This window comes from Paenibacillus sp. ACRRY (assembly GCF_022346995.1).
Classification (GTDB): Bacteria; Bacillota; Bacilli; order Paenibacillales; family Paenibacillaceae; genus Paenibacillus.
Genome location: NZ_JAKRNM010000004.1, coordinates 191,477 through 218,264 on the forward strand (window position 1 = coordinate 191,477; position 26,788 = coordinate 218,264).

The 26,788-nt window shown below is 44.8% G+C and carries 21 protein-coding genes; 16 read left to right on the plus strand and 5 right to left on the minus strand.

What is annotated here, in order from left to right; all coding sequences use genetic code 11:
* Positions 1-397: 397 nt before the first annotated feature.
* Together MH144_RS16885 and MH144_RS16890 are read left to right on the plus strand one after the other, a co-directional pair.
* Positions 398-3,121 (plus strand): S-layer homology domain-containing protein, encoded by a 2,724-nt coding sequence (locus MH144_RS16885; RefSeq protein WP_239302415.1) that lies wholly within the window; start codon positions 398-400, stop codon positions 3,119-3,121.
* Between the two features lie 198 nt (positions 3,122-3,319).
* On the plus strand, positions 3,320-7,498 hold the full coding sequence (locus MH144_RS16890) for an S-layer homology domain-containing protein (RefSeq protein WP_239302420.1): 4,179 nt from the start codon (positions 3,320-3,322) through the stop codon (positions 7,496-7,498).
* 127 nt (positions 7,499-7,625) lie between these two features.
* Here MH144_RS16890 and MH144_RS16895 read toward each other — a convergent pair whose 3' ends face one another.
* Positions 7,626-8,624: a quinone oxidoreductase family protein gene (locus MH144_RS16895; protein WP_239302421.1), complete on the minus strand. Its 999-nt coding sequence runs from the start codon at positions 8,622-8,624 to the stop codon at positions 7,626-7,628.
* A gap of 90 nt (positions 8,625-8,714) precedes the next feature.
* Here MH144_RS16895 and MH144_RS16900 point away from each other — a divergent pair, with 90 nt between their 5' ends.
* From MH144_RS16900 to MH144_RS16910, 3 genes are all read left to right on the plus strand, one after another.
* Positions 8,715-9,641: a LysR family transcriptional regulator gene (locus MH144_RS16900; RefSeq protein WP_239302422.1), complete on the plus strand. Its 927-nt coding sequence runs from the start codon at positions 8,715-8,717 to the stop codon at positions 9,639-9,641.
* Positions 9,642-9,727: 86 nt separating this feature from the next.
* Positions 9,728-10,411, plus strand: a complete 684-nt coding sequence (locus tag MH144_RS16905) for a hypothetical protein (protein ID WP_239302423.1) — start codon at positions 9,728-9,730, stop codon at positions 10,409-10,411.
* A gap of 65 nt (positions 10,412-10,476) precedes the next feature.
* The gene (locus MH144_RS16910; protein WP_239302424.1) at positions 10,477-10,950 is read left to right on the plus strand and encodes an SMI1/KNR4 family protein; all 474 of its coding nucleotides are present in this window, start codon (positions 10,477-10,479) and stop codon (positions 10,948-10,950) included.
* 5 nt (positions 10,951-10,955) lie between these two features.
* On the opposite strand, the gene MH144_RS16915 is transcribed toward MH144_RS16910, so the two are convergent.
* Positions 10,956-11,996 (minus strand): PocR ligand-binding domain-containing protein, encoded by a 1,041-nt coding sequence (locus MH144_RS16915; protein ID WP_183522384.1) that lies wholly within the window; start codon positions 11,994-11,996, stop codon positions 10,956-10,958.
* A 307-nt stretch (positions 11,997-12,303) separates the two neighbouring features.
* Between MH144_RS16915 and MH144_RS16920 the strand changes: the two genes are divergently transcribed.
* The 5 genes from MH144_RS16920 to MH144_RS16940 all read left to right on the plus strand — a co-directional run bounded on the left by MH144_RS16920 (position 12,304) and on the right by MH144_RS16940 (position 18,438).
* On the plus strand, positions 12,304-13,443 hold the full coding sequence (locus tag MH144_RS16920) for a glycerol dehydrogenase (RefSeq protein WP_239302425.1): 1,140 nt from the start codon (positions 12,304-12,306) through the stop codon (positions 13,441-13,443).
* The gene (dhaK, locus tag MH144_RS16925) at positions 13,443-15,212 is read left to right on the plus strand and encodes a dihydroxyacetone kinase subunit DhaK (protein ID WP_239302426.1); all 1,770 of its coding nucleotides are present in this window, start codon (positions 13,443-13,445) and stop codon (positions 15,210-15,212) included. Before MH144_RS16920 ends, dhaK begins: the two co-directional genes overlap by 1 nt.
* A 213-nt stretch (positions 15,213-15,425) precedes the next feature.
* Entirely contained in the window at positions 15,426-16,604 is a 1,179-nt protein-coding gene (locus MH144_RS16930; protein ID WP_239302427.1) for an alanyl-tRNA editing protein, read from the plus strand.
* 172 nt (positions 16,605-16,776) lie between these two features.
* Positions 16,777-18,081, plus strand: a complete 1,305-nt coding sequence (locus MH144_RS16935; RefSeq protein ID WP_239302428.1) for a DUF1963 domain-containing protein — start codon at positions 16,777-16,779, stop codon at positions 18,079-18,081.
* Between the two features lie 105 nt (positions 18,082-18,186).
* Positions 18,187-18,438: a hypothetical protein gene (locus MH144_RS16940; RefSeq protein WP_239302429.1), complete on the plus strand. Its 252-nt coding sequence runs from the start codon at positions 18,187-18,189 to the stop codon at positions 18,436-18,438.
* 353 nt (positions 18,439-18,791) lie between these two features.
* Here the strand turns inward: MH144_RS16940 and MH144_RS16945 are convergent, their stop codons facing one another.
* Positions 18,792-19,133, minus strand: a complete 342-nt coding sequence (locus MH144_RS16945; protein ID WP_239302724.1) for a DUF1801 domain-containing protein — start codon at positions 19,131-19,133, stop codon at positions 18,792-18,794.
* A 163-nt stretch (positions 19,134-19,296) separates the two neighbouring features.
* Between MH144_RS16945 and MH144_RS16950 the strand changes: the two genes are divergently transcribed.
* On the plus strand, positions 19,297-19,848 hold the full coding sequence (locus MH144_RS16950; protein ID WP_239302430.1) for an EndoU domain-containing protein: 552 nt from the start codon (positions 19,297-19,299) through the stop codon (positions 19,846-19,848).
* A gap of 19 nt (positions 19,849-19,867) precedes the next feature.
* Entirely contained in the window at positions 19,868-20,323 is a 456-nt protein-coding gene (locus MH144_RS16955) for a hypothetical protein (protein WP_239302431.1), read from the plus strand.
* 207 nt (positions 20,324-20,530) lie between these two features.
* Here MH144_RS16955 and MH144_RS16960 read toward each other — a convergent pair whose 3' ends face one another.
* Positions 20,531-20,872 (minus strand): DUF1801 domain-containing protein, encoded by a 342-nt coding sequence (locus tag MH144_RS16960; RefSeq protein WP_239302725.1) that lies wholly within the window; start codon positions 20,870-20,872, stop codon positions 20,531-20,533.
* A 5-nt stretch (positions 20,873-20,877) separates the two neighbouring features.
* Positions 20,878-21,450, minus strand: a complete 573-nt coding sequence (locus tag MH144_RS16965) for a GNAT family N-acetyltransferase (protein WP_239302432.1) — start codon at positions 21,448-21,450, stop codon at positions 20,878-20,880.
* Positions 21,451-21,705: 255 nt separating this feature from the next.
* Between MH144_RS16965 and MH144_RS16970 the strand changes: the two genes are divergently transcribed.
* The 4 genes from MH144_RS16970 to MH144_RS16985 all read left to right on the plus strand — a co-directional run bounded on the left by MH144_RS16970 (position 21,706) and on the right by MH144_RS16985 (position 25,739).
* Positions 21,706-22,173: a GNAT family N-acetyltransferase gene (locus MH144_RS16970; protein WP_239302433.1), complete on the plus strand. Its 468-nt coding sequence runs from the start codon at positions 21,706-21,708 to the stop codon at positions 22,171-22,173.
* A 212-nt stretch (positions 22,174-22,385) separates the two neighbouring features.
* A complete protein-coding gene (locus MH144_RS16975; RefSeq protein ID WP_275440158.1) occupies positions 22,386-23,738 on the plus strand; it encodes an amino acid permease in 1,353 nt (450 codons plus the stop codon).
* A gap of 308 nt (positions 23,739-24,046) precedes the next feature.
* Complete coding sequence (locus tag MH144_RS16980) at positions 24,047-25,435, plus strand: WXG100 family type VII secretion target (RefSeq protein ID WP_239302434.1); 1,389 nt, start codon at positions 24,047-24,049, stop codon at positions 25,433-25,435.
* A gap of 13 nt (positions 25,436-25,448) precedes the next feature.
* The gene (locus MH144_RS16985) at positions 25,449-25,739 is read left to right on the plus strand and encodes a hypothetical protein (RefSeq protein ID WP_239302435.1); all 291 of its coding nucleotides are present in this window, start codon (positions 25,449-25,451) and stop codon (positions 25,737-25,739) included.
* The last annotated feature ends 1,049 nt before the right edge of the window (positions 25,740-26,788 follow it).

The window sequence follows — 26,788 nt, forward strand, 5'->3', positions numbered from 1 at the left end:
GCGTACAACTTCGTTTTCCAAAATCCGCCTTCAGCTTCCTAGTGGAGCATTGCATTAACTTACAAATCTCCCCAATAGTTATCTACATTATAACGAATTCCAAGACAGAGATACGGTATTTTCTGAAAGAACACAAAGTGATTTTCAAATGTATACATATTATATGGATAGATATTTTTTTTGTGTTTTTTCGTTACATATTTATATTTATTTCATTTCGAATTTCAAGCTATATTGCATGTGTTGAGTTGAATCCATGTTATATGAATCGTCCCTGAGATAAACATTAATAGCCTCCTTTTTAATGGATAATATGTTAATCATTTTGTTCAGAATTGGTTCAGAGTCCCTTGCTAGAATATGGGCCGAAACGAAGTATTTTTGGGAGGAACGGACTATGAATCAGGACTGGAAAAAGCTGCTGCTTACTGTCACTGTAATTGGCATGCTGTGGGGGAATCAAAGCGTTAGTGCAGCAGAAGAGCAAACAGGAGGCGTTAACCCGATATCATCGGTTTTTATAGACGAAGTTGATATTCGTTCAACTTCCCTGCAAGCCGTACAAGAGGCAGTGAAGCAAGGGTTAATCTCTGGCTATCCGGATGGATCATTTCATCCACGTCAGTATTTAACCCGGAGAGAAATGGCTGTATTGCTGGCCAAAGCGTCTAAGTTACCTCTTGAGGAACAGTCGGCTACTGGCCTTAAAAACAAGGACTGGGCATCTCCTTATATAGAGGCTATACGTAAAGCAGGCTGGATGACCGGGGATGCCTCAGGAAATTTCCACGCAAATGATCCGATTCGCCGAGAAGAGCTTGCTTCCATATTGGTAAGAGTTACGGGTACGCAAGAAGTTAAGGGAGGTCAGCCACAACCGATCTCGGATGAGTCCTTGGTGAGTGGTTGGGCCAAAGAACAGGTACAAACGGCTCTGAAGCTTGGATTATTGGAATCGAGTGAGGGGAAATTTGAATCTAAAGCTTTGGTTGAACGTCAAGATATTGCAGCAATTCTGGTGGATGTGTTCCGGACAGGGGAGCGAACGGCGTCCTTAACCGAATTGGACGGAGATATTGCTTATATAGATGGGCGTGCTTTTGTAATCGGAAAGGAACTGCAAAGCATTTTGAATGAAGGAAACAAGAAAGCATTACAGGATGCCGTAATTACCTATGATGCAAGAACACGCAATCTGTCCTCCTTGTCGGGCATTCAGATTACACAGCCGGGTACGGCCGCTAAGCCCATTACATTGAATCTAAAAGATACATCCTATCAGGGTGCAATTTCAGTCTCTGCAGACCATGTCATTTTGAAAGCCGATACATTATCCAAAGTTATTTTGAAATCCGGGTCAAGTACACTAACTATCGAAAGTGATATTGATGAAGTGACGGTTGATACCACCGATAAAATTATTGTTCAGGGAAGTGGGACGTGGAGACAGGTTGTACTGAAAAGTGCGAAATCCGTCATTCAATTGCCTACCAGTGTGAAAACAGAGAAAGTGATCCTTGCGGAGGGTGGAGCATTATCTCAGATCATTCGCAATACGCCTTCGACGACGACATCATCTGCTTCTGCGGGAACAAGTAATTCAAGTTCGGGCTCAGGTTCATCTGGACCATCAACACCAACACCGAACCCGACGCCAGAACCAACGCCAGAACCAACGCCAGAACCAACACCAGAACCAACACCAGAACCAGAGCCAGAACTGCCAGTTGTTGTGCCACCGTCTCCTGTAAATCATCAACCGATTGTTCAAGCGATTATTCCCAACAAGACCGTTTTTTTGGGAGAAGGTGCACAAGAGATTGATCTGAGCACTGTATTTACGGATGTGGACGAGGATGAACTGAGTTATGAAATTTCAGAATTGGATCAAAGGATCGCTTCTGGCGAAATTCAGGGTTCCAAATTAAAAATACAGCCCATTTCCATAGGGAATACAAAGGTAACGGTGAAAGCTGAAGACGGAAAGGGAGGAAGTGAGGTAACATCATTTCTCTATGTCGTCCAACCTATCTTCATTCCACCGATACCACCGATTGTAATCCCGCCAATCATTTTGCCTCAACCGCCAGTAAACCATGCTCCCGAAGTGATTGAAGCATTGCAAGCGGTTGAAGTTGAATTGGGGGCTGCAAATGGTCCAACAGACTTGAAGACCATTTTCTCTGACCCCGACGGAGATGTACTGACCTTCGTTGCAACCTCTTCGAATCAGCAAGTTGCGGATGCTGATATTACAGGCAGTATGCTGACGTTGAACACCCACTCTCCTGGTATTGCTGAAATTACGGTAACTGCCAAGGATAGTAATGGTGGGGAAGTGGAGAGCAAGTTTAATGTCATGGTCAAAGCACCCAACGCTGTTAATCATAAGCCCACAGTAGCAAGACAGATTACTAAAATGAATGTAACGCTGGGAAAGGTTAGCGATACAGTCAATCTGGCCGGAGTATTCGAAGATGCAGATGGAGACACTCTGACGTACACAGCAGAATCTTCGGACCCTAATGTAGCAGAAGCGATGGTGCAGGAAGACATGTTAACACTTACCTTTAAGGACGCTGTAGGTTCAGCTACAATTACCGTCAAGGCTTCTGATCCGGATGGTGAGGAGACGGTGACAACATTTGCTGTAGATGTTCAAGATCCTGATGCAGGAAAGGGACTGTTTATTTCCGAGTTGGTCTGGGGCGAGAATTTTAATCAAGCTATTGAGCTGTACAATCCGACATCCAAATCACTTAATGGAGGGGATATTACGATTGTTCGGAGCGACTCAGATACCCCGATTACGCTAGACTCGGGTACCATTATTCTCTCCACAGGTACGTTAGTTCTCGCAGAAGAGTTTAGTGATTTTACAGAGGAAGAGTACTATTACTTGACTTTAGATTTGGATGAAAATACAGAACCAGTAACGCTTACTCTATATTATAAAGGGGAAGTCATGGATAAGGCAGTTATTGTACCGGCTCAATCTTTGACAAGGAAATGGGATACCATTCAAGGTGACAAGGTTTCTTATGAACCATCTGAATGGAACAATCTCGGAGAAAACAATTATGGCAACTTGGGAAAATTTGATCCTCTAATTAATCCTTAACTTCATTCGTTTTATAACAGATACAGAAGGGGAAACATGATGCGAAAAATGAGAAGGACAGCGCAATTAGCCATAGTTGCATTGCTTCTAAGCAATGCTCTTCCAGTTGCTGCACAGAGTCGGAATTCAGTAGAGCAGGTACTACCTTCATCTAATATATCTTCGGATATTAATGTTACTAACCCACTAAATGATTCCATGAATAAAGCTGTGACCATGGGCTTCATCAAGGGAGATCCGGATGGAAACCTTCGGACAACCCATCCAATTACCCGTCAGGAACTGGCGGTTGTTCTTGCAAAGGCTCTGGGACTGACAACGAGTAAGACCATTTCTTCTCCTTTTGCAGATGTGAAATCGGATAGCTGGTCAGCTCCTTATATTCAAGCGGTGAAGCATGCGGGCCTTCTACAGGGAGATGCAGCAGGACACTTCAGACCACAAGCGCAGATCACCGGGCAAGAACTAGTAGCTGTTTTGGTGCGAGCCACAGCCTTTGCCAAACAGGAAACGGAGGAAGACTCTGTTCCACAAGAGTGGAACGGAACAAGTTCTTGGGCTGCACCTTACGTCCAGACGGCTGTAAAGGCAGATCTGTTCAGTGAGTATCCAGGAGAAACCAAAGTTAAACAAGGACTCATTCGTGGCGAAGCGGTGAGCATGATTCTGTCGGCTATGTTCCCGGAAAATCGCCTATCTGTTATTCAACAACTCCAAGGCAATCAGGTCCAGATCAACGGAGTAAAGTATCATATCTCTGACAACGTGGCGGGACTTTTGAATGATCGTAACAGGACTGTACTGGATCAAGCTGGAATACAGTTCAAGAGCCAAGATCATTATCTTACCGAAATCAATGCTTTGGAAATTAGAAAAGGCGGAGAAGCTGCACATACAGATGAGGCAGAATTCAGCCGTAATCTGTTATTGAATGGCGGGGACACCACACTTGATGGTAATCTGACGATTAAAGCAGACTTCACCTCGGTGCAAGGAATTACAATTAAAGGTAAGCTGACAATAGCTCCGGAGATGGAGCATGATTTTCACGCCAAAAATGTAAAAGTGGAAGATTCTGTTTGGGTACAGGGCGGGGACAGTAATACTGTTGTATTTGAAGACTCAGCTCTAGAAAACGTGAATGTGGATAAAAGTGATGTGCATGTGTCCCTGGCAGGAAGTACCCATGCTCAAGAAATTAGCGTCCAGTCAGACAGTAGAATTGATATTGAGCAGACAGCTACTCTTCCGCTGTTGAATATCATTGAAGGTGCAAGCAGAGTGGAACTTCAAGGAACTGTTGATACCGTTTCTCTAAATACGTCTAAGTCCATGCAGCTTAACGGAAATGTGACTGTGCAGCAGCTCACGGTAGATGGGACAGGACCGATCAGTATTAATGCTGCAGGCACCATCCAGCAACTCCAGGTAAATAATCCCGCTGCACAGATCAATGTATCGGGAAATGTGAAGGTGGCTGAGGTCAATTTGGCAGCTGGAGTACCAACTTCTGCGGTTAGTGGAGGTACAGGGATGGCTTCTTCCAACACTGCATCGCCATCATCATCAGGTGGAACAGGGGGAAGTGAGACTCCTGTTGCTGCCAATCGTGCACCTGAACTGCTGAAAGCATTTGAAACCCGCAAGTTCACGGCGAACGGACAAGGTGCCACTTTAAATCTAAATGGCTATGTAACTGATCCGGATGGTGACCCGTTAACGTATACCGTTGCTTCATCCAAGTCTTCCGTCGCTAAGGTAGTGCTTAGTGGGTCCAATCTCGAGATCACACCAATAGAACATGGAACAGCTACAATAACCGTATCCTCTAATGATGGGCGAGGCAAAAGGTTAAGATCTACATTCGAGGTCAACGTGAATGCACCTCCTCTTGCATCTCCTATCCCTGATCAGGAGCTTGTTGCCGAGTCAGGCACCAAGGAAGTGGATCTCATGGTTTATTTTATGGATGATGAGAAATATGAATCGGAGCTACTCTACAGCGTGACGAATAATGCCTCGGATATCGTAGACTCCGAAATCGTCGGAAGCAATTATGCAGAATCCGTACTGAGGTTAACGCCTAAGAAGGCAGGAGAAGTCGTTCTTAAAATAAGAGTCGATGATGGGCAAATTGCTGATGATGGAAGTACGGGTGCTACCGAGGTTGAGATGCGGGTTGTCGTTCTCCCACCGCTTAACCGTGCGCCTGTGGGGGAAGCTCCCTCGAATATGGACGTATACCTGGGCAATAACATCCCTATAGTAAAATTGAATGAACTATACACTGATCCAGACGGTGACTCTCTGACGTATACGGCAACTTCATCCAATTCCGAGGGGGTTACTGTGGAGGAAGATGCAGGTGAGTTGAAGTTCACTGCTCTTCAATTAGGGACGTATACGATTTCTTATTCCGTTAATGACGGTAAAGGCGGAATAACAAGTGGAACATTTGATATCAATGTAGATCCTATCCCGAATTTGAATCCGGTAGGACAGCCACCTGGTTGGGTTACCGCATACTTAGGTTTCCTATCAGAGTCTATTCCTACTGTTAATTTAAATGATTATTATACAGATCCTGACGGTGACCCACTTACATTCAGCGCCATTTCATCTGATCCTGATGGGTTGATCGTTGAGGAGAATTCAGGGATACTTCGTTTCACTGCTCTGAAATTTGGAGAATACACCATTCATTTTTCGGTGGAGGATGGCAAAGGCGGTTCCATTTCAACCGCATTTCAAGTAAGAGTTAATCCTAAGCCTAATGCTTCTCCAGTTCTTACTAGTAATCTACCTGCTCAAACGTTGTTTCTGGGTAAGGAGGATACTGTCATTGATCTCTCACAATATTTTAGTGATCCAGACGGAGATGCGTTAGAGTTTCAAACACCACTTGACTTCAATAATTTCCTCATCGCTGAGTTGAATATTCAGGAAAACAAGCTGATCATTCATCCCAAGCAAGTTGGTAAATTTCAAGCTACCATCCAAGCAAGAGATGTTTATGGAAAAGAGGCGACAGCCTCTATTGATATTCAGGTTATTGAGTCCGGAAGTTTCGGTGCCATCCCTGATCAAACAATAACTTGGCCTTGGTCTACTTTGGATATAGACCTTACTCCGTATTTGCTGAATTTTGACATCGGTACTTTAACGGTGGATGCTGCTTCTACAGACGTAAATATTGCGACAGTGTCGGCGAATGGAGCACAGGTTTCGGTTAATCCAGTAGCAGAAGGACAAGCTACGGTAACACTAACCGTATATGATCTTGCAGGTCGAAAAGAACAGACCTCTTTTAACGTAACGGTACAAGCCGAGCCGTCAGTCAATAACTCTGTACCTGAGGTAGTAAGTAGTATTTACGAACAAGTATTAACGCCGAATGTAACAAATGCACGCACCTATGACCTGAGTCAATTGTTCAGTGATCCGGATGGAGATGTGCTGCAATATACAATTAGCAGCAGCTCAGCCGAAGCAGTGGATGCGAGCATTAACGGCAATCAACTAACAATTAAGCCTGGAACAGGGAATACAGTAGCTCCTTTAACCATAACAGCGAAAGATGGAAAAGGTGGGCAGGTTGAATACTCCTTCAATGTCCGGACTGCTTCTCTGGTGAACGGTGGGGTCATACAGATTAATACAAAATCCGGAGTTCAGGATGCTTTGACCTATTCAACCTCAAGTCTGTTCCCGGGTCAAACAAGTTTCAAAGTCTACAGTGGTACGCCAGATTCAACGTTCACAGGGCCGGATACCATGAATACGAATCGAATCCCAATAACAGTATCTCCGTTGAACTACTGGATTATTGGAAATGATGGTAGAGCTGTGGTAGTTCAAGTGAATTCGCTGCCTCAAGGAACGCCAGAGCTATTTTTCTCTCAATACGTTGATGCAGGAGATGGGCGCGGTGTTGTGCAACTGTATTACACAGGTGATGGAGATCCATCACATAAAGCAACTGGATACCAAGTAGAAGTTTATAAGTGGATGAAAAAAACATCAACGATGCAAGTGACGCCTTACGGTGTATTGGATGTGATTCCAGGCGTACCTTATATCTATATCGATACTATATTCTATGACTTCTTTGATATTACCAATGCTTCTTACTATAACGATGAATTAGCTCTCTATAATCCGAATGAATATAACGTAGTAGCTCTCGTTCTCAAAAAGGACGGCCGAATTGTAGATGTATTGGGTGATCCAGCTTCTCATGATCAGTTCATGCCTGCCGGCGGGACATTTATCCGCAAACGTGGGATATACACGGGTTCACAGCAGTTTTCATTGACAGGGGAATGGAATGAGTTTCCGAAAGGAACCCTTCAATTTGTTCCTTTTCACACTCCATAGGTTAATGAACTAAAGGCATCTTTTGATATGAAACCTTGTAATAAAGTAGGCCGACCTCCATGCTCTTGAAATGAGTATGGAGGTCTTATTTATTTCTACTGGAAAAGGATCATGCCGGAGTTGAATTTTATCTTGGGTCAGGAATTCGTATAACAAGATTGCCAAACTGCTCTCCCTTTTCCATCCGTTTGAACGCTTTCGCTGTGTCCTGTAGCGCATACACTCTATCGACTACAGGATTTATATTATGATGTTCCACCCATTGCAGCATCTGGACAAACTCTTCATGGCTTCCCATGGAAGTACCGATCAGGCTAACTTGAGGGAAGAAGATGGATCGGATCGGAATATTCAGATCATCTCCGGAGCTTGCGCCATACATTACGATTCGGCCACCGGGTCGGATAATATCAAAATATTGGGGGAAAAGGGCTTGTCCGATGCTATCCAAAATCAGATCCACAGGGTCAAGTTCGTTATGCTGACTCCAATCCTCATGACTGCCAAATGCTTGTAAAGCTCCCAATCGAATGGCTTCCTTTCGCTTCATTTCGCTCCTTGAAGTTACGGTTACCTTGGCTCCGGCTGATACCGCCATGAGAAGAGCATAGGTGGCTACACCACCTCCAATGCCGGGAATCAGAACATGTTCTCCCTGCTGAAGACCACCACGGGTGAATAACGCACGGTAGGCCGTCAATGCCGATAGGGATAATACCCCTGCTTCCTCCCAAGTTAGATGAGATGGTTTCGGTAATGCATTTTCGGCAGGGATGGTAATATACTGTGCAAGTGTTCCATCCGTTGGTCCACCTATGATCTCAGGTACAATCGGCACATCTGATGCATACTTCCAACCGAGAGTTGGATGAATAATGACTTCTTCACCTACAGAAGGGTGTACAACTCCTTCGCCAGTTTCTACTATTATACCAGCCCCATCGGAGCCTGGAATAAGCGGAGCGTTATAGGTTGTCCGACCTGCCATGATGAAGAGATCGCGATGGTTAAGACCGGCGGATTTTAACTGAATTTTGACTTCGCCGAACCCTGGTGCTCGACTTGTGAATGATGTATATTGGAGCCCCCTGAGGCCACTTCGGCCTGCATGTATAATAGCTTTCATAATGTTACTCCTCCCTTGGATGTAATTAAAGGTCATGATTGAACCTCATTGTACAGTTGGGGTGGTTTCACGTAAAATGAACAGAATTGAATGTGGGTATCAATAAAAACAATAGCTAGCAAGCAGGTGATTATCGTGGATGCAGGAGATTTGAAAATATTTCGGACAGTTGCTCGGGAGGGAAGTATTAGTAAAGCAGCATTGGCACTGAATTATGTGCAGTCCAATGTTACAACGCGGATCAGGCAGCTGGAAAGTCAACTTCAAGTTCCCCTTTTTCATCGCACGAACCGGGGAATGGTACTTACGCCTGCTGGAGATCATTTGCTCGAGTATGCGGATAAAATACTGGATTTGCTGCATGAAGCAGAATTGTCGACTCAAACAGGAAGTAAACCTGCAGGAAAGCTTCGTTTAGGTTCCATTGAGACAGCGGCCTCCAGCTTCCTTGCTCCATTCCTAGCTAAATACCATTCCTGTTATCCAGAGGTACAGACTTCACTTGTCACAGGAGGGACCCATGAGCTGAATCAGAGAGTCATGCAGCATGATCTGCAAGGCGCCTTAGTCTATGGGCCAGTCGATCATCCTGAACTGAACTATATCAAGGTGTTTGATGAAGAACTGGTTCTGATTGCGGAACCCGGCTTGCATCAGATGCCCGAAGTATTAGATAAACCGATGTTGTTCTTTGAGATCGGCTGTACGCACAGAACTCAAGCTGAAGCTTTTCTACATAGTCGTGGGGTCCATACGCTCAATGTAATGGAATTTGGTACACTGAACACGATCCTAAGTGGTGTATCTGCCGGAATAGGGGTATCTTTACTCCCGCGATCTTCGGTTGTTCAAGCCGAATTGAGAGGAGAGGTTTCAGTGATAGCTTTGCCAGAGCCATACTGCAGGTTGGAAGTGGGACTTGTACATGCCCGAAGTGAACATCTATCGGCCGCATTACGTGGCTTGCTGGAGATGATGACTACCAGGCCAGAAACAAAGAAGGAAAATGAGATTTAATTTAGCAAACTAAATTGCACTGAGCACTGTTATTAATCGTGAGAGACAAAACTCAAATTTTTATGATAGTAAAGTGAGGTTCAATGATGAGCTTGTTGATCATACCCAAACTAATCTGTGCAGCAATCATTGCTCTACCAGGTTATCTTCCTGTTCCCAATCAAGAACGAACTGTATTGGCAGAGATCAGAGAAAATCAACAAGACATTACATTACGCGCGGCAACCAAATCTGTTCAAGGGATGTACTCTGGAATTACAGTCACGTGGAATAACCAAACGGAATTATTTCCATGGGAAAACATCAGCGAACCAGCTTATTACCCGGAAGTGGTTACCGCCAATATAGATGGCGAAGGTCAGGACGAAGTAATCATTATACTTACGACTGGAAAAGGTACTGGGGTGCGGGCCTCAGCCATTCATGTGTTACAGGAGGACTGGACTGAAATACCTGTCGGGGATGCAATAGCAAAAGCTCGAAATGTCTTGTCTTCGGAGTATAAGGAACACGAGGCAACGGTTGAATACACGGTGAACATTGCAGGTAAAGAGTATATCTATTCTTATCCTTTTGAAGATGCGGAAATGTGGTTTGATGAGGCAACCATTGGTCGTATTCTCAGGTACAGGGTTCAGGAAAACAAGCTGATTGCCGAAATGCCGGTGCAAGTTTCTCTGGGTACATATACAGGTACGATTGAAGTTGAATACAGGGAGTACAATGGTGAATTGCTTCCCTCAGAAGTCAGTTATATTGAGGACCTCTAGTCAGTAACTATGCTCATATTGAGGCCATTTGGAGGTCTTTATCTTACTTATTAAGGAGGGTTTTCATGGAATCAAAGGCATTGGAACCGATTCGAACTCTTTTGGATCAGGCATATCAGACGGTAATGGGGAGGAGCTGTACACCGGAATCGGAGGAGGCGATTGTTGATTTTGAGAAAAAACACAACGTTACTCTTCCCGAGTCATACCGGGACCTTTTGCTGTACTATGGTGCCTGCCACTTCGGTGATCCTGCGCTCTATTCCGTACAGGAATTGGACTGGGCATACCCTGCTTTTGTGGAGGCGTACCAAGAATATAAGAGAGAGTATGACCTGTCTGAAGACCTGAATCCGTTCCCGATTGGCGGCTTTGGAGAGGGAAGCATCGCTGTTCTGGAACGGAATTCGGGTAAAGTTCTGATGCTTATCCATGATCATGCAGGGGACCATCCATTTCAAGAGGTGGCGCCTCATTTTAACGGATTGATGGAGATGCTAGCTGAATCTGCGATCTGGGTTCAGGAACAGATGAAGTAGTTAAACTAGGTGACAGATTGCTCTTGAATGTATTTGCGATAAAGGGCCGGTGTAATCTCTTCGAATTTTTTGAAGATTTTAATAAAGTACCCGGATTCGTTAAACCCCAGCTCATCACTGATCTGTGAGATCGGCATGTCGGTAACCTCCAGCAATTGCTTGGCCCATTTGATTTTGAGCTTGGCCAGATAGGTTGTGAAATTCTCCCCGGTCTCCTTGGCAAACAGTCTGCTGAAATAGCTTGGACTAAGGTGGCATAGATCTGCCATATGTTTCAATGTCACCTGCTCACTCTTATGACTGTGAATATATTCAAAAGCAGGCTGTAACGCAGGGCTGGTACATGCATTATCACTTGGACTGTTTTTGAGATAGGCATCCGCAATCGCATTGGTCATTTCCTTTTTGATGGATTCAATATTGCGAATGGAGTACCCGGGCAAGATCGTGGACAGATTAACGGATTCCTGGGAGCCGGAGGCCTTCTCGAACATCTCCACCAGCAAATTTTTATTGAGAGCTTCCTCTACAATATAGTTGCACAGCAGGGACAGCATGTTGGAGATTTTCACAATCTCTTCATAGGTCATGACAGGCAACTGATCATAATCGTCCTGTAGTTCCTGCAGCTTGGCTTCATGCATGGGCACGTTTTTGGAAGAGACGATCTGTTCCAGATGGGTACCTTTGTCCGGATCTGCAAGTTTAACTTGCCCTGCCATCACGGCTCCAATGTATTTCCCGTCAATGGTGATGGGAATGGCGATATCAATAATATTGAAATGACACAAATATACATAAGGTTCATTCACTCGAACCGCTTCCAGCCCGCCGCGCGAATCGCACTTCTGGCAGTAGGGAAGAAGTTCGGGATCTTTGCGTACATTTTGGCAGAATGCTTGGCAGCTGCTGTGGCTTGTCACCGGAATGCCTTTGTAGTCGACGGTCAGGATGGCCAGTTTGGTTACATTAGCCAGTGAATCCTGTAGGCGCTTCCATTTATTTAGGTCGAGAATTTTATTGATGTGCAAGTATTCTTTAATCAATGTGTGAACCTCCTTAGCTAACCTAATTAACAGCTCTTAAGCGCTAAAAAGTTAGCAAGTTGTACATATTAGAATGGGATGCAAACGGGTAATGTAAGATGATGTCAACATTCAACCATCCAATGACAATAACATACCATGATTTCAGAAAAAAGCAAAAAATTACGATTGGAAGTTATAATAATTTGTTATCAAAGTCCAATGTGTCTCTCGCATTCATGAGATATATTTAGGTTAATTGTAAACCATTCAAATTTGATGCATTAACACGACCACCCTATTAACTATCTTTAGGAGGCATACCATTATGAGAAAAGCATTTATCAGCCCAACCAAATATGTGCAAGGCGAAGATGAACTGTTGAACCTTGGTTACTTTGTAAAATCCTTTGGAGATTCGGCATTGTTGATCGCACATCCGGATGATGTACAACGGGTAAAGGCGAAGCTTGATGCAACAGCAGAGAAGTTCAATATTACCTTTGTTGAAAGCGGTTTTAGAGGGGAGTGCTCCCGTCAGGAAGTGTCTCGTCTGCAGGAAATTGCGAAGGAAAAAGGATGCACCTGCACTATCGGTCTGGGGGGCGGTAAAGCCATTGATGCAGCCAAATGCGTTGCGGAAGGCGAAGCTTTGATTATTTGCCCAACCATTGCTGCAACCGATGCACCAACAAGTCACTCGGCAGTATTGTACACACCGGAAGGCTCTTTTGATGACTATGCATATTTCAAACAAAGTCCAAGCGTAGTGCTGGTGGATACAACCGTAATCGCTAACGCACCAACACGTTTCCTGGTATCCGGTATGGGAGACGCGCTCTCTACGTATTTCGAAGCAAGAGCAACAGCGAAATCGTATTCCCGTGTAAACGCAAGTCTGCCAATGGGATCCCGCGAAGGATATACTCCGTCTGCTGTAGGTACGAATGCAGCACTGGCGCTGGCAAAATTGTGCTATGAAATGCTGCTGACGGACGGAGCAAAAGCAAAAGTAGCCAGCGACAGCAACGTTGTAACTCAATCGCTGGAAAATATCGTTGAGACCAACATTTTGTTGTCAGGTCTTGGATTTGAAAGTGGCGGTCTCGCCGCAGCACATGCCATCCACAACGGATTGACGGTTCTGGAGGGAACACATCACTTCTTCCATGGTGAAAAAGTATCCTTCGGTACGATTGCACAGCTCGTCCTTGAAAATGCTCCAACCGAAGAGCTGCACGAAGTCATGGACTTTTGCCTCGAGGTAGGACTGCCTGTAAGCTTGGCAGATATCGGTGTAGATACCATTACTCAAGAAGAGCTGCTGAAAGTGGCAGAGATCGCATGTATTCCGGAAGAATCCATTCACGCTATGCCGTTCCCGATCACTGTTCCTGAAGTGGCTGCTGCCATTGCAGCGGCTGACCGTATGGGACGGGAATACAAAGCTCGCCGGGAGGCAAAGTAATGAAGAAAATTATCAATCAGGCTGAAAATGTCGTGATGGAAATGTGCAACGGGATTGCGCTGGCGCACCCGGAGCTTGAATTTTTGAAGAAGTATAAGGTCATCAAACGCAGAGAGATTAACGCAGACAAAGTCAGCCTTATCAGCGGCGGCGGCAGTGGCCATGAACCGGCTCACGCTGGCTATGTGGGGAAAGGCATGCTGGATGCTGCGGTATGTGGAGATGTATTCGCATCTCCTTCCCAGATTCAGGTGTACCAGGCAATTAAGGCAACGGCCAGCAGCAAGGGTACACTCTTGATTATCAAAAACTACAGCGGTGACATGATGAATTTCAAGAATGCTGCACATCTGGCGGAGGAAGACGGTATCGATGTACAGTATGTGCGTGTTGAAGATGACATTGCTGTACAAGATAGTCTCTACACCGTAGGACGCCGCGGCGTAGCCGGAACGGTTCTGGTGCATAAAATTGCCGGAGCTGCGGCTGAAGAAGGACGTAGTCTGGCAGAAGTGAAGTCGGTTGCCGAGAAGGCAGCCCAGAATGTACGCAGCATTGGTTTTGGATTCACGTCCTGTACCGTGCCTGCCAAAGGGACACCAACGTTCGAAATTGCGGGCGATGAAATGGAGTTCGGTGTAGGAATCCATGGTGAACCGGGAATTCGTCGTGAGAAAATTGTTTCTGCCGATGAGCTGGCGGGCCGGATGGTTGAAGCCCTGCTGGCAGACATGAAGCTGGATGGCGACACATCCGCGGAGATTGCCGTGCTCGTGAACGGATTTGGTGCAACACCGCTGCAGGAACTATACTTGCTTAACAACTCCGTTCAGCGCGAGCTGGCAAGACATTCCGGTCTTCATGTAGCCACCACCTTTGTTGGCAATTACATGACCAGCATCGATATGGCCGGCGCATCGCTGACAATCCTGAAGCTGGATGATGAGCTCAAGTCGTTGTTATTCAAGGAAAGCGACACACCTGCATTCAAGGTTTCCGGACCTCCGGCTGCACAAGCAGCCTACTCCGAAGCACTTGAAGCAGTTGTAAGTGAAGACGCTCCTGTTTCCTATGAAGTGGAGACACCTGCATCGGCTGCAGTCATTAACAACAACCAATTCTCCTTGGACAATATCGTGTACCTGATCGATAAGATGGGTGAGATCATCATCAAGAACGAGGTACCTTTCTGTGAGCTCGATTCGCATGCGGGAGATGGGGACTTCGGAATGAGCGTGGCGAAGGGCTTCCGTCAGCTGAAACGCGAATGGAATCATATTATCAACGAAGAGAAGAAGAATATCGGTTCGTTCCTCGATGCATGTTCTCTTGTCATTATGGAATATTGCGGCGGGGCATCTGGTCCAATCTGGGGTTCGGCATTCCGCGCAGCTGGCAAGGCAGTAGGAGATAAACAGCAGCTGACTGTGTCTGAGTTTGCCGAAATGATGCAAGCAGCCGTGCAAGGCATTCAATCCACGGGTGAACGGTCCTTTGGACGCGGCGCAGTCGTAGGCGACAAGACGCTGATTGATGCACTCGTGCCTTGTGCCGATTCCTGGACACAAAGTGCAAATGCGGGTGATGACTTCAAAACCGCATTTGCCAAAGGGGCACAAGCGGCAGTCGAGGGTGCGAAGAAAACCGAAGACATCGTGGCACGCATGGGCCGCGCAGGTACGGTCGGAGATCGCAGTCTGGGGTATCCGGATGCCGGTGCATACGCACTGGGAGTTATTTTCACAGAGCTGTCCGAGTCAATGAAATAGATATCCATAACCAACGTTTCGTCCAATATGGATGTAAGTAATAAAGACCACTTTGTAGCTTGGTTACAGAGTGGTCTTTTTGGTTTAAGAAGCTATAGCAGCAGAGCAGAAATTTGGTGTCCTAATCCCAAATAGTGTAATCTGTAGAACAGATACGTAAGGAATGTGCATGGAACAGCATCTAAATTGACGAGAAGGGATCAGGATCAGTTAATGACACAGAAGTTATATTACGACTCCGCATACACGCGGGATTGGCATACACAAATTACCGGCAGAGTGGACAAGGAAGAAGGTACATATATCACGCTCGCGGAGACAGCATTTTATCCTCATGGGGGTGGACAACCCTGTGACCTCGGCCGAATTGGAGGTGTCGCCGTTCTTGATGTAAACATCGAAGATGGCGAGGTATGGCATAAGGTCGAACAGGCGCCTGAGCAGAAGGAGGTTCACTGCGAGATTGACTGGGAGCGCAGATTCGATCACATGCAGCATCACACAGGGCAGCATCTGTTGTCAGCCATCACGCTGAAGCTGGCTGATGCGATGACGCTCAGTTTTCATCTGGGGACCGAATACGCAACAATTGATGTAGCCGCTGCAGAATTGGGAGCAGATCAATTGACAGCCATTGAGCAAGAAGTGAACCGCCAGATTTACCGCAATGCCCGCATTAGCAGCTCCTGGGTCACTGCGGAAGAGGCAGTGCGTCTGCCGCTCGTGAAGCAGCCCTCTGTGACAGAGGACATTCGTATTGTCGAGATGGAGGGTGTGGAATACAACGCTTGTGGCGGCACACATGTGGCGGCAACAGGCGAGATCGGCATCCTTAAGCTGCTGAAAACGGAGAAGGTTAAAGGTGGGACGCGTATCTATTTCAAATGTGGATTCAGAGCATTAAACGAATTCACAGCAGCACAGCAGGTGTTAAACGGAATTTCGGTGAAATTAAAAACCAGCAGGGAAGAACTGCTTGACCGTATCGATAAAATGGAAACAGACCAAAAACAGCTTCTGTCCGAGCTGAGTACAGTCAAATCGACCAATGATACGTATTATGCGCAGGAGCTCCTATCAGCACGGGAAGGTTTGGTTATTGCCCAGGTATTCGAGGATAAATCCCTCAAGGACATGCAGAGCCTGGCGACCAAGCTGACGGAAGATCATGAGGGCATCGTGCTCTTTGCCAGCATCTCGGAGGCTAAGGTTGTTTTGGCTCAGAACGGGCAGCCGCCTGAGTGGTCTTGTGGTCCATTCTTCAAGGGCAATCTCGGAGCCTACCAGGGCAAGGGTGGGGGCAGTGACAGAATGGCTCAGGCGGGATTTGCCAGCAGTGAAGATGCCTTAGCCTTTTATGAATTTACCAAGGACCAACTGGGACATCACTAAGATGAGTTTTGTTTCTGGGACGGAGTGATAACAGTAAGGAACAGCACGCCACAATGTGGCGTGTTTTTTCACATGAGGGGACGCTCTGAGGAGTGGAGTCTAATACATCCCATGATTTTCCTGTGATATACTCGGGGGTATATCGATCATACGGCAGAGGAGGCACAAAGGAATGACAGAACGTATTCCATGCATTCGTGAAGGATGCACCAATACGATTTTACCGGCAACCGCGGCCAAGACAGGTGGGTACTGCATGCCCTGCAAGCAGGAGATGGAGCGGGAGGAACGCCGGAAATACATTGAAGCGAATCGACGTGACGTGAATTTGTATGAGGGAGTGCATGATCCGGTGGAGATTCTGAAAATCATGCATACAGCTCATGTACGCGATCCATTAATTCAGTATGTGCCATATGAACGTTCCCAAGAGCAAGTCTACCTGTCACTGTTTGCTGAGCAGCAGGAAGAGATGAGAGACTATGCGATGGAGTTGATTCGTACAGATGATATTGATAACGGCAAAGACATTCTCCTGTACCTGGTCTGTTACCATGATATCTCGCTCGCTGCACAGATTCCCGAGTTGTTGGAGCAGGAGATCTACTATCCTGCCATCCTATATAAAAGTGCTTCAGCGAATGTGCGGGAGCAGCTCTTGCAGCAGGTGCACACCGATGACGAGAATCGTAACCATATCCTGATTATGTTAGCCTACATCGGCGATGAGGTAGTCGTGGAGCAGTTCTGGCAGTGGAAGCAGTCTCCGCCGGCCTGGGCAGATCAGTTAAACGTGGAACCAGAGCGATACACCTTCGAAGCAGGGTGGGAACTCACCGAGGACGGGAATCGGAGAGAATTGTTCATCACCCCAAGTTATTCATTATATAAAGGTGATGCAAAGGAAGGAACGATTGCGGCTTCAAGCGGCGTACCCATTCAAATGCTTCAAACAAGTGCCAGCAGCTGTCCATGGTGTGGAACTGCCTTAACGACTCTGATTGCTCTGGATGTGCGACATCCGGCCTTGCAGAATGTTTCCTGGCAAGCCGAAAAGCTGCAGATTCGAACTTGCATCAACTGCAGCTGCTACGGTGTGGTCTATATGGAGACAAGCTCAGCAGGAGAGCCCTTCTGGAGTTCTCACAATGTCATGCCAGTAGGAAAGGAGGACATTGATCCGGAAAACTCGTTTGAACCTGCCCCGGATGCTGGTGATTCATTCTACATTTCGACAGAGCCCCGTCAGGCCTTCCATGGCAGTGAGTGGTCCATGGAACCGTCACTATCCCAGATTGGCGGTCATCCCGGATGGGTTCAGGATTCAGCGTATCCGGTCTGTCCCTGCTGCTCCACAACCATGAAGGCGGTTGGGCAGGTAGACTGGGCGCAGATCGAGGAGTATGGCGAGGGCATGTATTATATGTTTCTATGTGAGCCGTGTCAGATGACTGCGGTGACGTATCAGCAATCTTAACTAAATTAGCCGATTAGGTTTGAAGGTATATTTAAGACAAGCTATGAAACTACTCACGACGCTGCTGTCAGGTCATCCGTTGCAAATAGATTAGAGGTGATTTAAATGGGAGCTTTTGTTTTACTCTTGAAAGACTATGAGGATGAATCAGTTGTGATTTATCGATTCGGCCCAAAAGAAGAGATAATGGGTAAGATTGAATTAAACAAAGGAACTAGAATGTTTTCCGAATTAGAATCAATTAACAACCCCAATCATTCAAATCAATTTTACTTTGATAGAGCCGCTCAAAGAATGGCCAGATGTCTAGTTAAGGAGGGCGGTGTATTTCCTGAAAAAATGACATTTGAATCCTGAGGAGTCGAACTCTGATTGGATTCTCGTCTCTCAGGGTCTTTTATACAGAGGGGCTACCCAGTGCCTGATGAACCCATTTTTGAACAAATAAACATATTACTCATAGCATTACTTGTATAAAGATTTCGTCATTTCGGTTGTATGTACGTAAAGGCTTTAATTTTATACCCTAAATAATGCTATTCCGTTACATAGAACAGGTCGATTATGGTCAGATATCACCACGATTGACCTGTTTTTTTTGTTATCTTCGTTTTCTTACGTTTTTTCAAATTAAGAAAAAATCAAGCTGACGCATTAGATCTCGCCCAATCACTAGATCTGATTAATTACAGCCCCAAATGTAAATCCTTCTACAATTCTGCAGATGCCTGTGTCACCAGACCAGCGAGCCATTCGTAATCCGGCGTATCCTTTTCCTTGATTTTGATCGTTTTGCGTTCTGCTGGTCCTTCAAATACTCCATCGGGCAGATCAAGAGCAGCCGCATTAAAAATGGTGAAGGGCACCGCCTGTTTGGAAGGGGAGATGACTGCGGTATATTTGCCGTTCTTCAGGAAGTGAGGCTTTTTGTATTGTATGCGCTCCTGCGCGTCCGGAATGGAATCATGCACCAGTTGTCGTAATTGTCCTGCTACGGCGAGTTGCCAGGGGATTGAGATCTGTTCGATAAACTCCGTGACTTCTGTATACAAGGTCATTATTGTCCATCCTCCATTTGTATTGGATTAAATGCTGCCTGTATGAAGATAAATTTAAGACAAGTATTGAATTTTTAGATGAGCAAGACTCAGAATATTTACCTCTACAGGTGGGGGAGCGAAGATCAACTCGTTTTCCCGTCCAGGGACAGGAAATATGACGGGTGGCTTTAATGGTTTACAGGATCAACGCTTGCGAATCACTGAAAACATTGCCGAAAGCAAAAAGGCGAGAGAGTTCTCAAAATTTTCTGAATTTGTGGAGAAGGAAAAGGAGATTGTTAAGGAGACTGTTAAAGGTAATTGGAATCTCGATGATTTACAAAATACAGAAGCTTTCAAAAAAGGAACAACGAGTAACGCATTAAATCATATTTTTGAGGGCGAACTCATAAAAGGACAAGCAGTTGGATTTCATTATGAAGGTATGCCAAATAGTAAGGGGAAAATTGTTGGGAATGTTGATCCCCCTAATGAGTATGGTGTATATAGAGCTAATATAGAGGTTGATGGAGTACTGAAAAAAGCAAAGACAACGTTTTTTCCGAAAGATTGGACATCGCAGCAAGTGGTTGACGAGATAAATATAGCTTTCGATAACAAAGTTGTTTTCAAGAATAATAGATATAGAGGGACTGCAAGTACAGGAATGAGTATTGAGTTTGTTGTAAAAAGTGGAAAAATCACGTCAGCATATCCGTTGTATTAAGGAGAATGGAGATAACAACATGATTAAATATTTGTATACAACTGAATACAGTGAAGATTTTAATGAGGTTATTTTGGATTTCGGTATAGATACATCATTAAAGAATGGTTATCTGATTAGTAATTCACTAGGTTCAGATATTTTTGGGGATTTTGCTACTGTAAAGGATGAAATCGAAAAATTATTTGAATTATTAGAAGGAAAGGTAACTTTATACGAAGGTGGGGGGAATGTAAACATAATAAAATCAGATGAATGTTTTACAATCATTGAAGACATATTTGCCGAAGATGGTGAAGAGGACAGTACATGTAAAATTGAGACTTTAGAATATGCAAAGATCATACTGGTATGGGCAAAGGAAAATTATCAGTATAAGTGCAAACGAGGCGTTATGTTAAGAGAAGAAACAGAATCAGCAGTAGACTGGATAAATAAAAAATGCAATGAGGTGTATGAACTAGAGAGTCGATAGGTGTGAAGCGTTTTATGTAAACTCTCTACAGTCTATGAATGCGAGGAACGTCGTTATATAAACCAGGTCGAGCATGGGTTAGGGCCCACCATGGTTGACCTGGTTTATGTTATCTTCGTTTTCTTACGGTAATATCTTGGAATAGAACCAGCCTAACATATTACACTCGAACGAAATCACTTATAATAGATTAGTTTGTACATCTCTCTACAATTCTGCAGATGCCTGCGTCACCAGACCAGCGAGCCATTCGTAATCCGGCGTATCCTTTTCCTTGATTTTGATCGTTTTGCGCTCCGCTGGTCCTTCAAATACCCCATCGGGCAGATCAAGAGCGGCCGCATTAAAAATGGTGAAGGACACCGCCTGCTTGGAAGGGGAGATGACTGCGGCATATTTGCCGTTCTTTAGGAAGTGAGGCTTTTTGTATTGTATGCGCTCCTGCGCGTCCGGAATGGAATCATGCACCAGTTGTCGTAATTGTCCTGCTACGGCGATTTGCCAGGGGGTTGAAATCTGTTCGATAAACTCCGTGACATCTGTATTCAAGGTCATTATTGTTCATCCTCCATTTGTATTGGATTAAGTGCTTCCCACTCCGGCTTCAGAATGCCCATCATCAGGCGGTCATAATGCCGTCCATCCCGGTATACCGCGGAACGCGCTCGCCCTTCCAACTGAAAACCGGCCTTCTCATAGGCACGAATCCCTTTTGCATTATACGAAATGACGTCCAGCCCCACACGATCGAGGTTCATTTCATGGAAGGCATATCGCAAAATCAGATTCAACGCTTCTGTTCCATACCCTTTGTTACGATGTTCGGCAAGTCCGATGCCAATGGCCAGCTGTCCGCAGCGGTTGTTCCATTCAATGCTGTGAATGACGACAAAACCGATTAGTGTATCTTCCTCATGTTTTCGAAGCCTGAAGTACACTTCTTTGTTTTTCGTCTCCCCCTCATCCTCCAATTGCTTCTCCGAATAGGGAATGGCAATATCGGTATCCACATTACGAAGATACTCGGGATCTTCATTCCATTGCAGCATTGTCTGCACGTCTCCCTCACGTGGAGGTGTCATTTTCAATCGTTTGCTATGAAACAGGTTGTCCGTTGTCAGTGTCATGTTGGTCTCCTTTGAAGATAAATTTAGCTCGCTTCACCTCAGAACGGAATTGAACTGTATGGTTGCTGCGCAATATCTTCGCCCCTTTGGAAAATTAGATAGCCCCATCATACTGGAAATTTCAGGGGATCACAATATACATTTCAGTGGGTTTTCTTAATCTCTTGTCAGTAAACCTGCCACGGTAGTAAGATGGAATCATAAGTTTAAATGCAGCGATGGAATATACCAAAATTGTTGGCAGGAGTGGTTGTTATGGAGATCAGAGTGGATGATTTGAGTGGGGATCAGGTTAAGGGGTTGATCGCAGAACATTTGCTGGGCATGGCCGAAGATTCGCCGCCAGAAAGCATACATGCATTGGATCTGGATGGGTTGAAGAAACCCGAGATTACATTCTGGTGTGCATGGGAAGGTGAAGAATTGCTGGGATGTGGAGCCATGAAGGAATTGAGCGCCGAGCATGCCGAACTGAAATCGATGCGTACAGCCAAGGCCCATCTTCGAAAAGGCGTAGCGAGACAAATCTTGACTCACATCATTGAGGTTGCTAGAAGTCGGGGGTACAAACGTATTAGCCTGGAGACCGGGTCGATGGATTCGTTTATCCCGGCACGCCGGATGTATGAAGACTTTGGATTCGAATACTGCGAGCCTTTTGCAGATTATATATTGGACCCGAATAGTGCATTCATGACGAAGGAGTTATCACCGCTTGGTTAATCTCCTTGTTGTTTCAATTTCGTTTTCAAAAGGGTAATCAACCAGGATTCTGCCTTCGCAGGGTTCTGGTTTTTTGACGTGGCCGTATGAATTGAATGAATTTGCCATAAGGAACTTCTGTGCTGAGGCATGAACAATAGGGTATACTGGAAATTATGTTATAAAAGCTTGTGAGAAGATTACAGACGTTGTTGACATCAGGAGGACTTGAATTGGCTCAGACAGAAGGAACATTACAGAAAAAGCTTAAACCAAGACACATCAGCTTCATGGCCATGGGTGGTGTCATTGGAACCGGGATTTTCAAAGGCAGTGCCGAAACGATTGGACTCGCAGGTCCGGGCGTTATTCTAACGTACATTTTTGCCGGACTGTTACTGCTAGTTGTAATGGCAGCGATGGCAGAGATGGCTACCGTCTATAAAAACAAAAACATGAAAGACTTCGTGCAGGAAGCATTCGGCAGCAGGGTTTCCTTCGTTATGGGATGGATGTACTGCTTCCTATGGTTATCCGTGTGTGTCATTGAGGTGATCGCTGCGGGAAGCTTCTTGCAATATTGGTTCGCGGAAGTGCCGTTATGGATGCTGAGTCTGGCGTGCGCGGCATTTATTATACTCGTTAATCTGTTGAGTGTTGGGGTGTTCGGGGAGTTTGAATTTTGGCTGGCAGGCATCAAGATTGCCATGATCATTATTTTTATCATCCTGGGTGCCGCATTGATCTTTGGTATTATTCCAAGTGACAACACACCTTATTTGCAAAATTACACACAAGCGGGAGGTTTCCTCCCGAATGGTTGGTCATCGATCTTCTCCGCGCTGCTGGTGGTCATGTTCTCGTATGGAGGTTCGGAACTCATTGGTCTGACACTGACGGAGACGGAAAATGCGGACAAGGTCATGCCGAAAATTGTGGGCAATTTCATGCTCCGTATTATTTTGTTCTTCACGCTGCCGATTCTCATCATCTGTGGTCTGATTCCATGGAATGAGCTCGGGCCGGAGAGCAGCCCGTTTGTACAAGTACTGGCTTCCACAGGTCTGCCTGGTGCAGCGCATATTATGAACTTTATTCTGGTGACTGCCGTTCTATCGGCTGCAAATTCCGGCATCTACGGTGCATCCCGGATGCTCCATTCCATGGCGGTGGGCGGTGAGGCTCCAAAAGCACTGTCCAAAACCAATCGGAGCGGCAGTCCGGTGAATACGCTCTTGGTCTGTTCCGTTATTTTGCTCGGAGGCTCCATGCTTGGACTGTTCGCTCAGGATCAATTGTTCCGCGTATTGCTCGCAGTGCCTGGCTTCGTCGTGATGCTTGTATGGATCTGCATCGCCACTTCCCAGTTAAAATTGCGGAAGAGATATCCGATCACACCGACATTCAAAGTGTGGGGATTCCCTTACGTAACCGGACTGGTCGTACTGGCCCTTAGCGTGATTGCAGTGATGTTCATATTCGATGAGGGCAATCGATTCAGCATCAGTATCTGCCTCGGTGTCCTTGCCGTATTGATTATCTGGTCCCTGATCCGGTTCAGGAAGTCGAATGGACAGGAAGTTTAAGGCTTGCAGAAGTGAAATTGAAGAGTAGAGGTGTGGATCTCTACATGGACCAAACATCTCGGCATATATGCCGGGATGTTTTTTTATGTGCAAAGGAATGATCTCAGAGTATAAGGGAAGATATGATCTGTTGCATTTGGTAGATATTAGGGGTAATACGAACTATGGAAATAAACCAGCAGTCGCTACGAAATAATATAGTTCCATTTTATAATAGAAGGCCAAGTGTGTATATTTGAATCAATTCAATATTTCCTGCCTGCCGTATTCTTATAACAACGTAATACATAATTCGAACGAGGTATCATATGACAACGATAAAGGTAACACCTGAACAATTATCATCTGTTTCTAAACAATTTGCAGTCGCACAGAGCCAGGTTTTTCAGATGAATAGTATCCTGAAACAACATTTATTCGAGATCGAAAGACAGTGGGGTGGAAGCACAAAAGAAAAGTTTTACGTTGATTTTGTGGTTGCCCAAAAGATAATGGATAACTTTGTTTCATTATCTCAGTCGATTTCGAAAGAACTCGAAGGACATGCAGAAAAATTCAGACTTGCAGATCAGCAAGCAGTGCAATCTTATGATTCGAGGTGCGCACCCCCACCGCCGGATGAATGTAGGGCTCCGGCAACGGACAACCGTAATGCATTCCAAAAATCAGCTGACAGCTTGGCCGAGTTGGGTCGTGCATTTATGCAATCTGCAGACGATCGATATCAAAAACGTTATGATAGTGTAGGGGGATTTCTGGATTACTGGACGTTTGGTATCCCGAGTGGACTGGTTCAGGGATATGTAGACCGGGCGGATAAAGCATTTAACTCCCCCAATGATACAGCAAACTGGCTTACATTCGGTATTCACGGCACGATTAGGGAGGCTACTATGCCAACCAATGCCTGGTCCAGCGAACACTGGGCGAATATGATTGGTATGGGAGGGCTGATGGTTGGTACCGGATATGCCTCTTCTATGATCAAACCGCATAATCTACTGACATCTTCAGGAGGGGGCGTGAAAATAAATTCGTTCACACGTCCATCGGGTACAGGACAAATGACGGGTGGATTTAATGGCTTTCAGGATCCCCGCATGCGAGTATTGGACAATATTGCCGAGAGTAAAAAGGCGAGAGAATCATCTGGGTTTTCCAAGTTTATGGAAAATGAAAAAGAAATTGGAAAAGGGGATCATCGTCAGATTTCTTCAGACGGTTTGAGAAACGAACTAGAACTAACAGATGCACAGAAAACCGAACTGGTTAATTACTCTAAAACATTAGGTTTCCCAGAAGAGAATATAGTGTTTCGAGAACATTGGAATACCGGAATGATGTACGACAGACTGTATATCAATACAGACGTTTTACCTGCAGAGACTCATGGAACTGGCACATTGAGTGCCAATGCACGTGTTTCGGGTAGAGCTACTATAGCTCATGAAATTATTGGACATTATGAGGCGTTTAAAAGCGGGAGAGCCTTTGAACTATATAATCTTGATGATAATACGTATACACGGAATTTTGCTTTAGACGAAGCTCAAGCCAGTATAAGAGCAGCGAGATTCGCTCCAGAGTTAAATTCTGTAGAGAGAATAACACTACTAAGAGATGCAATTACAAGATTGAAAAATGCAGATCTCCGTATACGAGATGTCAAGAATGAACTTTATATTCAACATAGATAGAAAGGATATTAATATGTATAAATTGATGAATGTTGGAGATGTTTTTGAATCATTAGAATATGGCACTATTTTAGTGGGTATCAATCCTGAACTTGATGATCTCAGCCATGATCAAATTAAAAATCGCATCGATAATCGTATTGTTATTAGAACACCTGATAAAAAAGAATTTTCAATAGAAGTGGTTTCAATACAAATCTCAAATTCATTAATGAATAAGAAAAGCATTGGTATATGTGTTGGTAGATCAATCAACCAACATGATATTCCCCTCAACTCAGAAGTGTATACAGAAAAGTCTTAATGAGTTTAATGTCATGATTAGATGATGGTTGCCTTACACAAAAAAAGATAGCAATTATAAATAAAAAGGAGGTTTAGTTCAGTGACTAGATTGATTGAGGATATTTTAATTATAGCTTGTAAGGATAAACATGAAACTTTCGGACTTTAAAAGCACCTGATGTAATGTCGAAGGAAACATTAAATAAGTATTTTAATACTTACTTGGATTTAATTGAAAACACAGATGATTTGGACTGCATAGAAGTTTTAGATTATCAGAACTAGCTGATAGAAAGGTTTATACCCACGAATTGTTGGAATCTAATTTAAGATCAAGAGTCGATCAAATAGTTCTCAGACTAAGGGATGTTTCGTCTGCCGGACTGGTCGATAATTATGCCTGTGTGGTTATAAACCTGAATTTGCGAAAAAGTTATGAGTTGATGAATTTAGCTTTAAATATGGATTTGGACAAGCAGGTTAAGGAAATCATTGAAGAGTCTATAGATAAAATTGGGGAAGACATAGATATTTCTTACAAATCTAACTGAGAGGTGCCCTGATTGAATCAACTTAACATTTTAACCCCTGAAGTATCTAACGAAGTAATTTTTGATCAGATCCAACGGGAGTTGGTGCACCGAGCTGCACTGGACCAAACATCTCGGCATATATGCCGGGATGTTTTTTTTTATGTGCAAAGGAATGAGATCAGAGAGTTGAGATCAGGCGGCAACGAGGTCTTGCTCTTTCGAGTCTTTTCTATGTTGAAAAGTGAGGCAGAGATCCTTGGCCAGCAGGAAGTCTTTAGAGAGTATTGAAACCAGATATGAAAATAGAAGTATATAATTAGAAGAATTAAATATTTTAGTTAACGACTGGGAGAAGGGAGAGATGGATGTAATAACATTATTTTAATAAAGTTAGGTTACGAAGGATTAGCAGGGGGAGAGTTTAAGCAGAAGTGTAATTCTAAATGTGTGAGTTGCTACGTAATGATGAAGTTTGTGTTTGGATACAACCATAGAGGGAGGACGAGTATGCCATTCATTGGAGGAATGATTTTAG

Coding starts and splice junctions, on each gene's coding strand:
- MH144_RS16985 (WP_239302435.1), top strand. CDS start 25,449: ATGTATAAATTGATGAATGTTGGAGATGTTTTTGAATCATTAGAATAT.
- MH144_RS16980 (WP_239302434.1), top strand. CDS start 24,047: ATGACAACGATAAAGGTAACACCTGAACAATTATCATCTGTTTCTAAA.
- MH144_RS16910 (WP_239302424.1), top strand. CDS start 10,477: ATGGAATCAAAGGCATTGGAACCGATTCGAACTCTTTTGGATCAGGCA.
- MH144_RS16950 (WP_239302430.1), top strand. CDS start 19,297: ATGACGGGTGGCTTTAATGGTTTACAGGATCAACGCTTGCGAATCACT.
- MH144_RS16940 (WP_239302429.1), top strand. CDS start 18,187: ATGGGAGCTTTTGTTTTACTCTTGAAAGACTATGAGGATGAATCAGTT.
- MH144_RS16895 (WP_239302421.1), bottom strand. CDS start 8,624: ATGAAAGCTATTATACATGCAGGCCGAAGTGGCCTCAGGGGGCTCCAA.
- MH144_RS16930 (WP_239302427.1), top strand. CDS start 15,426: ATGACACAGAAGTTATATTACGACTCCGCATACACGCGGGATTGGCAT.
- MH144_RS16965 (WP_239302432.1), bottom strand. CDS start 21,450: ATGACACTGACAACGGACAACCTGTTTCATAGCAAACGATTGAAAATG.
- MH144_RS16920 (WP_239302425.1), top strand. CDS start 12,304: ATGAGAAAAGCATTTATCAGCCCAACCAAATATGTGCAAGGCGAAGAT.
- MH144_RS16970 (WP_239302433.1), top strand. CDS start 21,706: ATGGAGATCAGAGTGGATGATTTGAGTGGGGATCAGGTTAAGGGGTTG.
- MH144_RS16905 (WP_239302423.1), top strand. CDS start 9,728: ATGAGCTTGTTGATCATACCCAAACTAATCTGTGCAGCAATCATTGCT.
- MH144_RS16900 (WP_239302422.1), top strand. CDS start 8,715: ATGTGGGTATCAATAAAAACAATAGCTAGCAAGCAGGTGATTATCGTG.
- MH144_RS16890 (WP_239302420.1), top strand. CDS start 3,320: ATGAATAAAGCTGTGACCATGGGCTTCATCAAGGGAGATCCGGATGGA.
- dhaK (WP_239302426.1), top strand. CDS start 13,443: ATGAAGAAAATTATCAATCAGGCTGAAAATGTCGTGATGGAAATGTGC.
- MH144_RS16885 (WP_239302415.1), top strand. CDS start 398: ATGAATCAGGACTGGAAAAAGCTGCTGCTTACTGTCACTGTAATTGGC.
- MH144_RS16955 (WP_239302431.1), top strand. CDS start 19,868: ATGATTAAATATTTGTATACAACTGAATACAGTGAAGATTTTAATGAG.
- MH144_RS16935 (WP_239302428.1), top strand. CDS start 16,777: ATGACAGAACGTATTCCATGCATTCGTGAAGGATGCACCAATACGATT.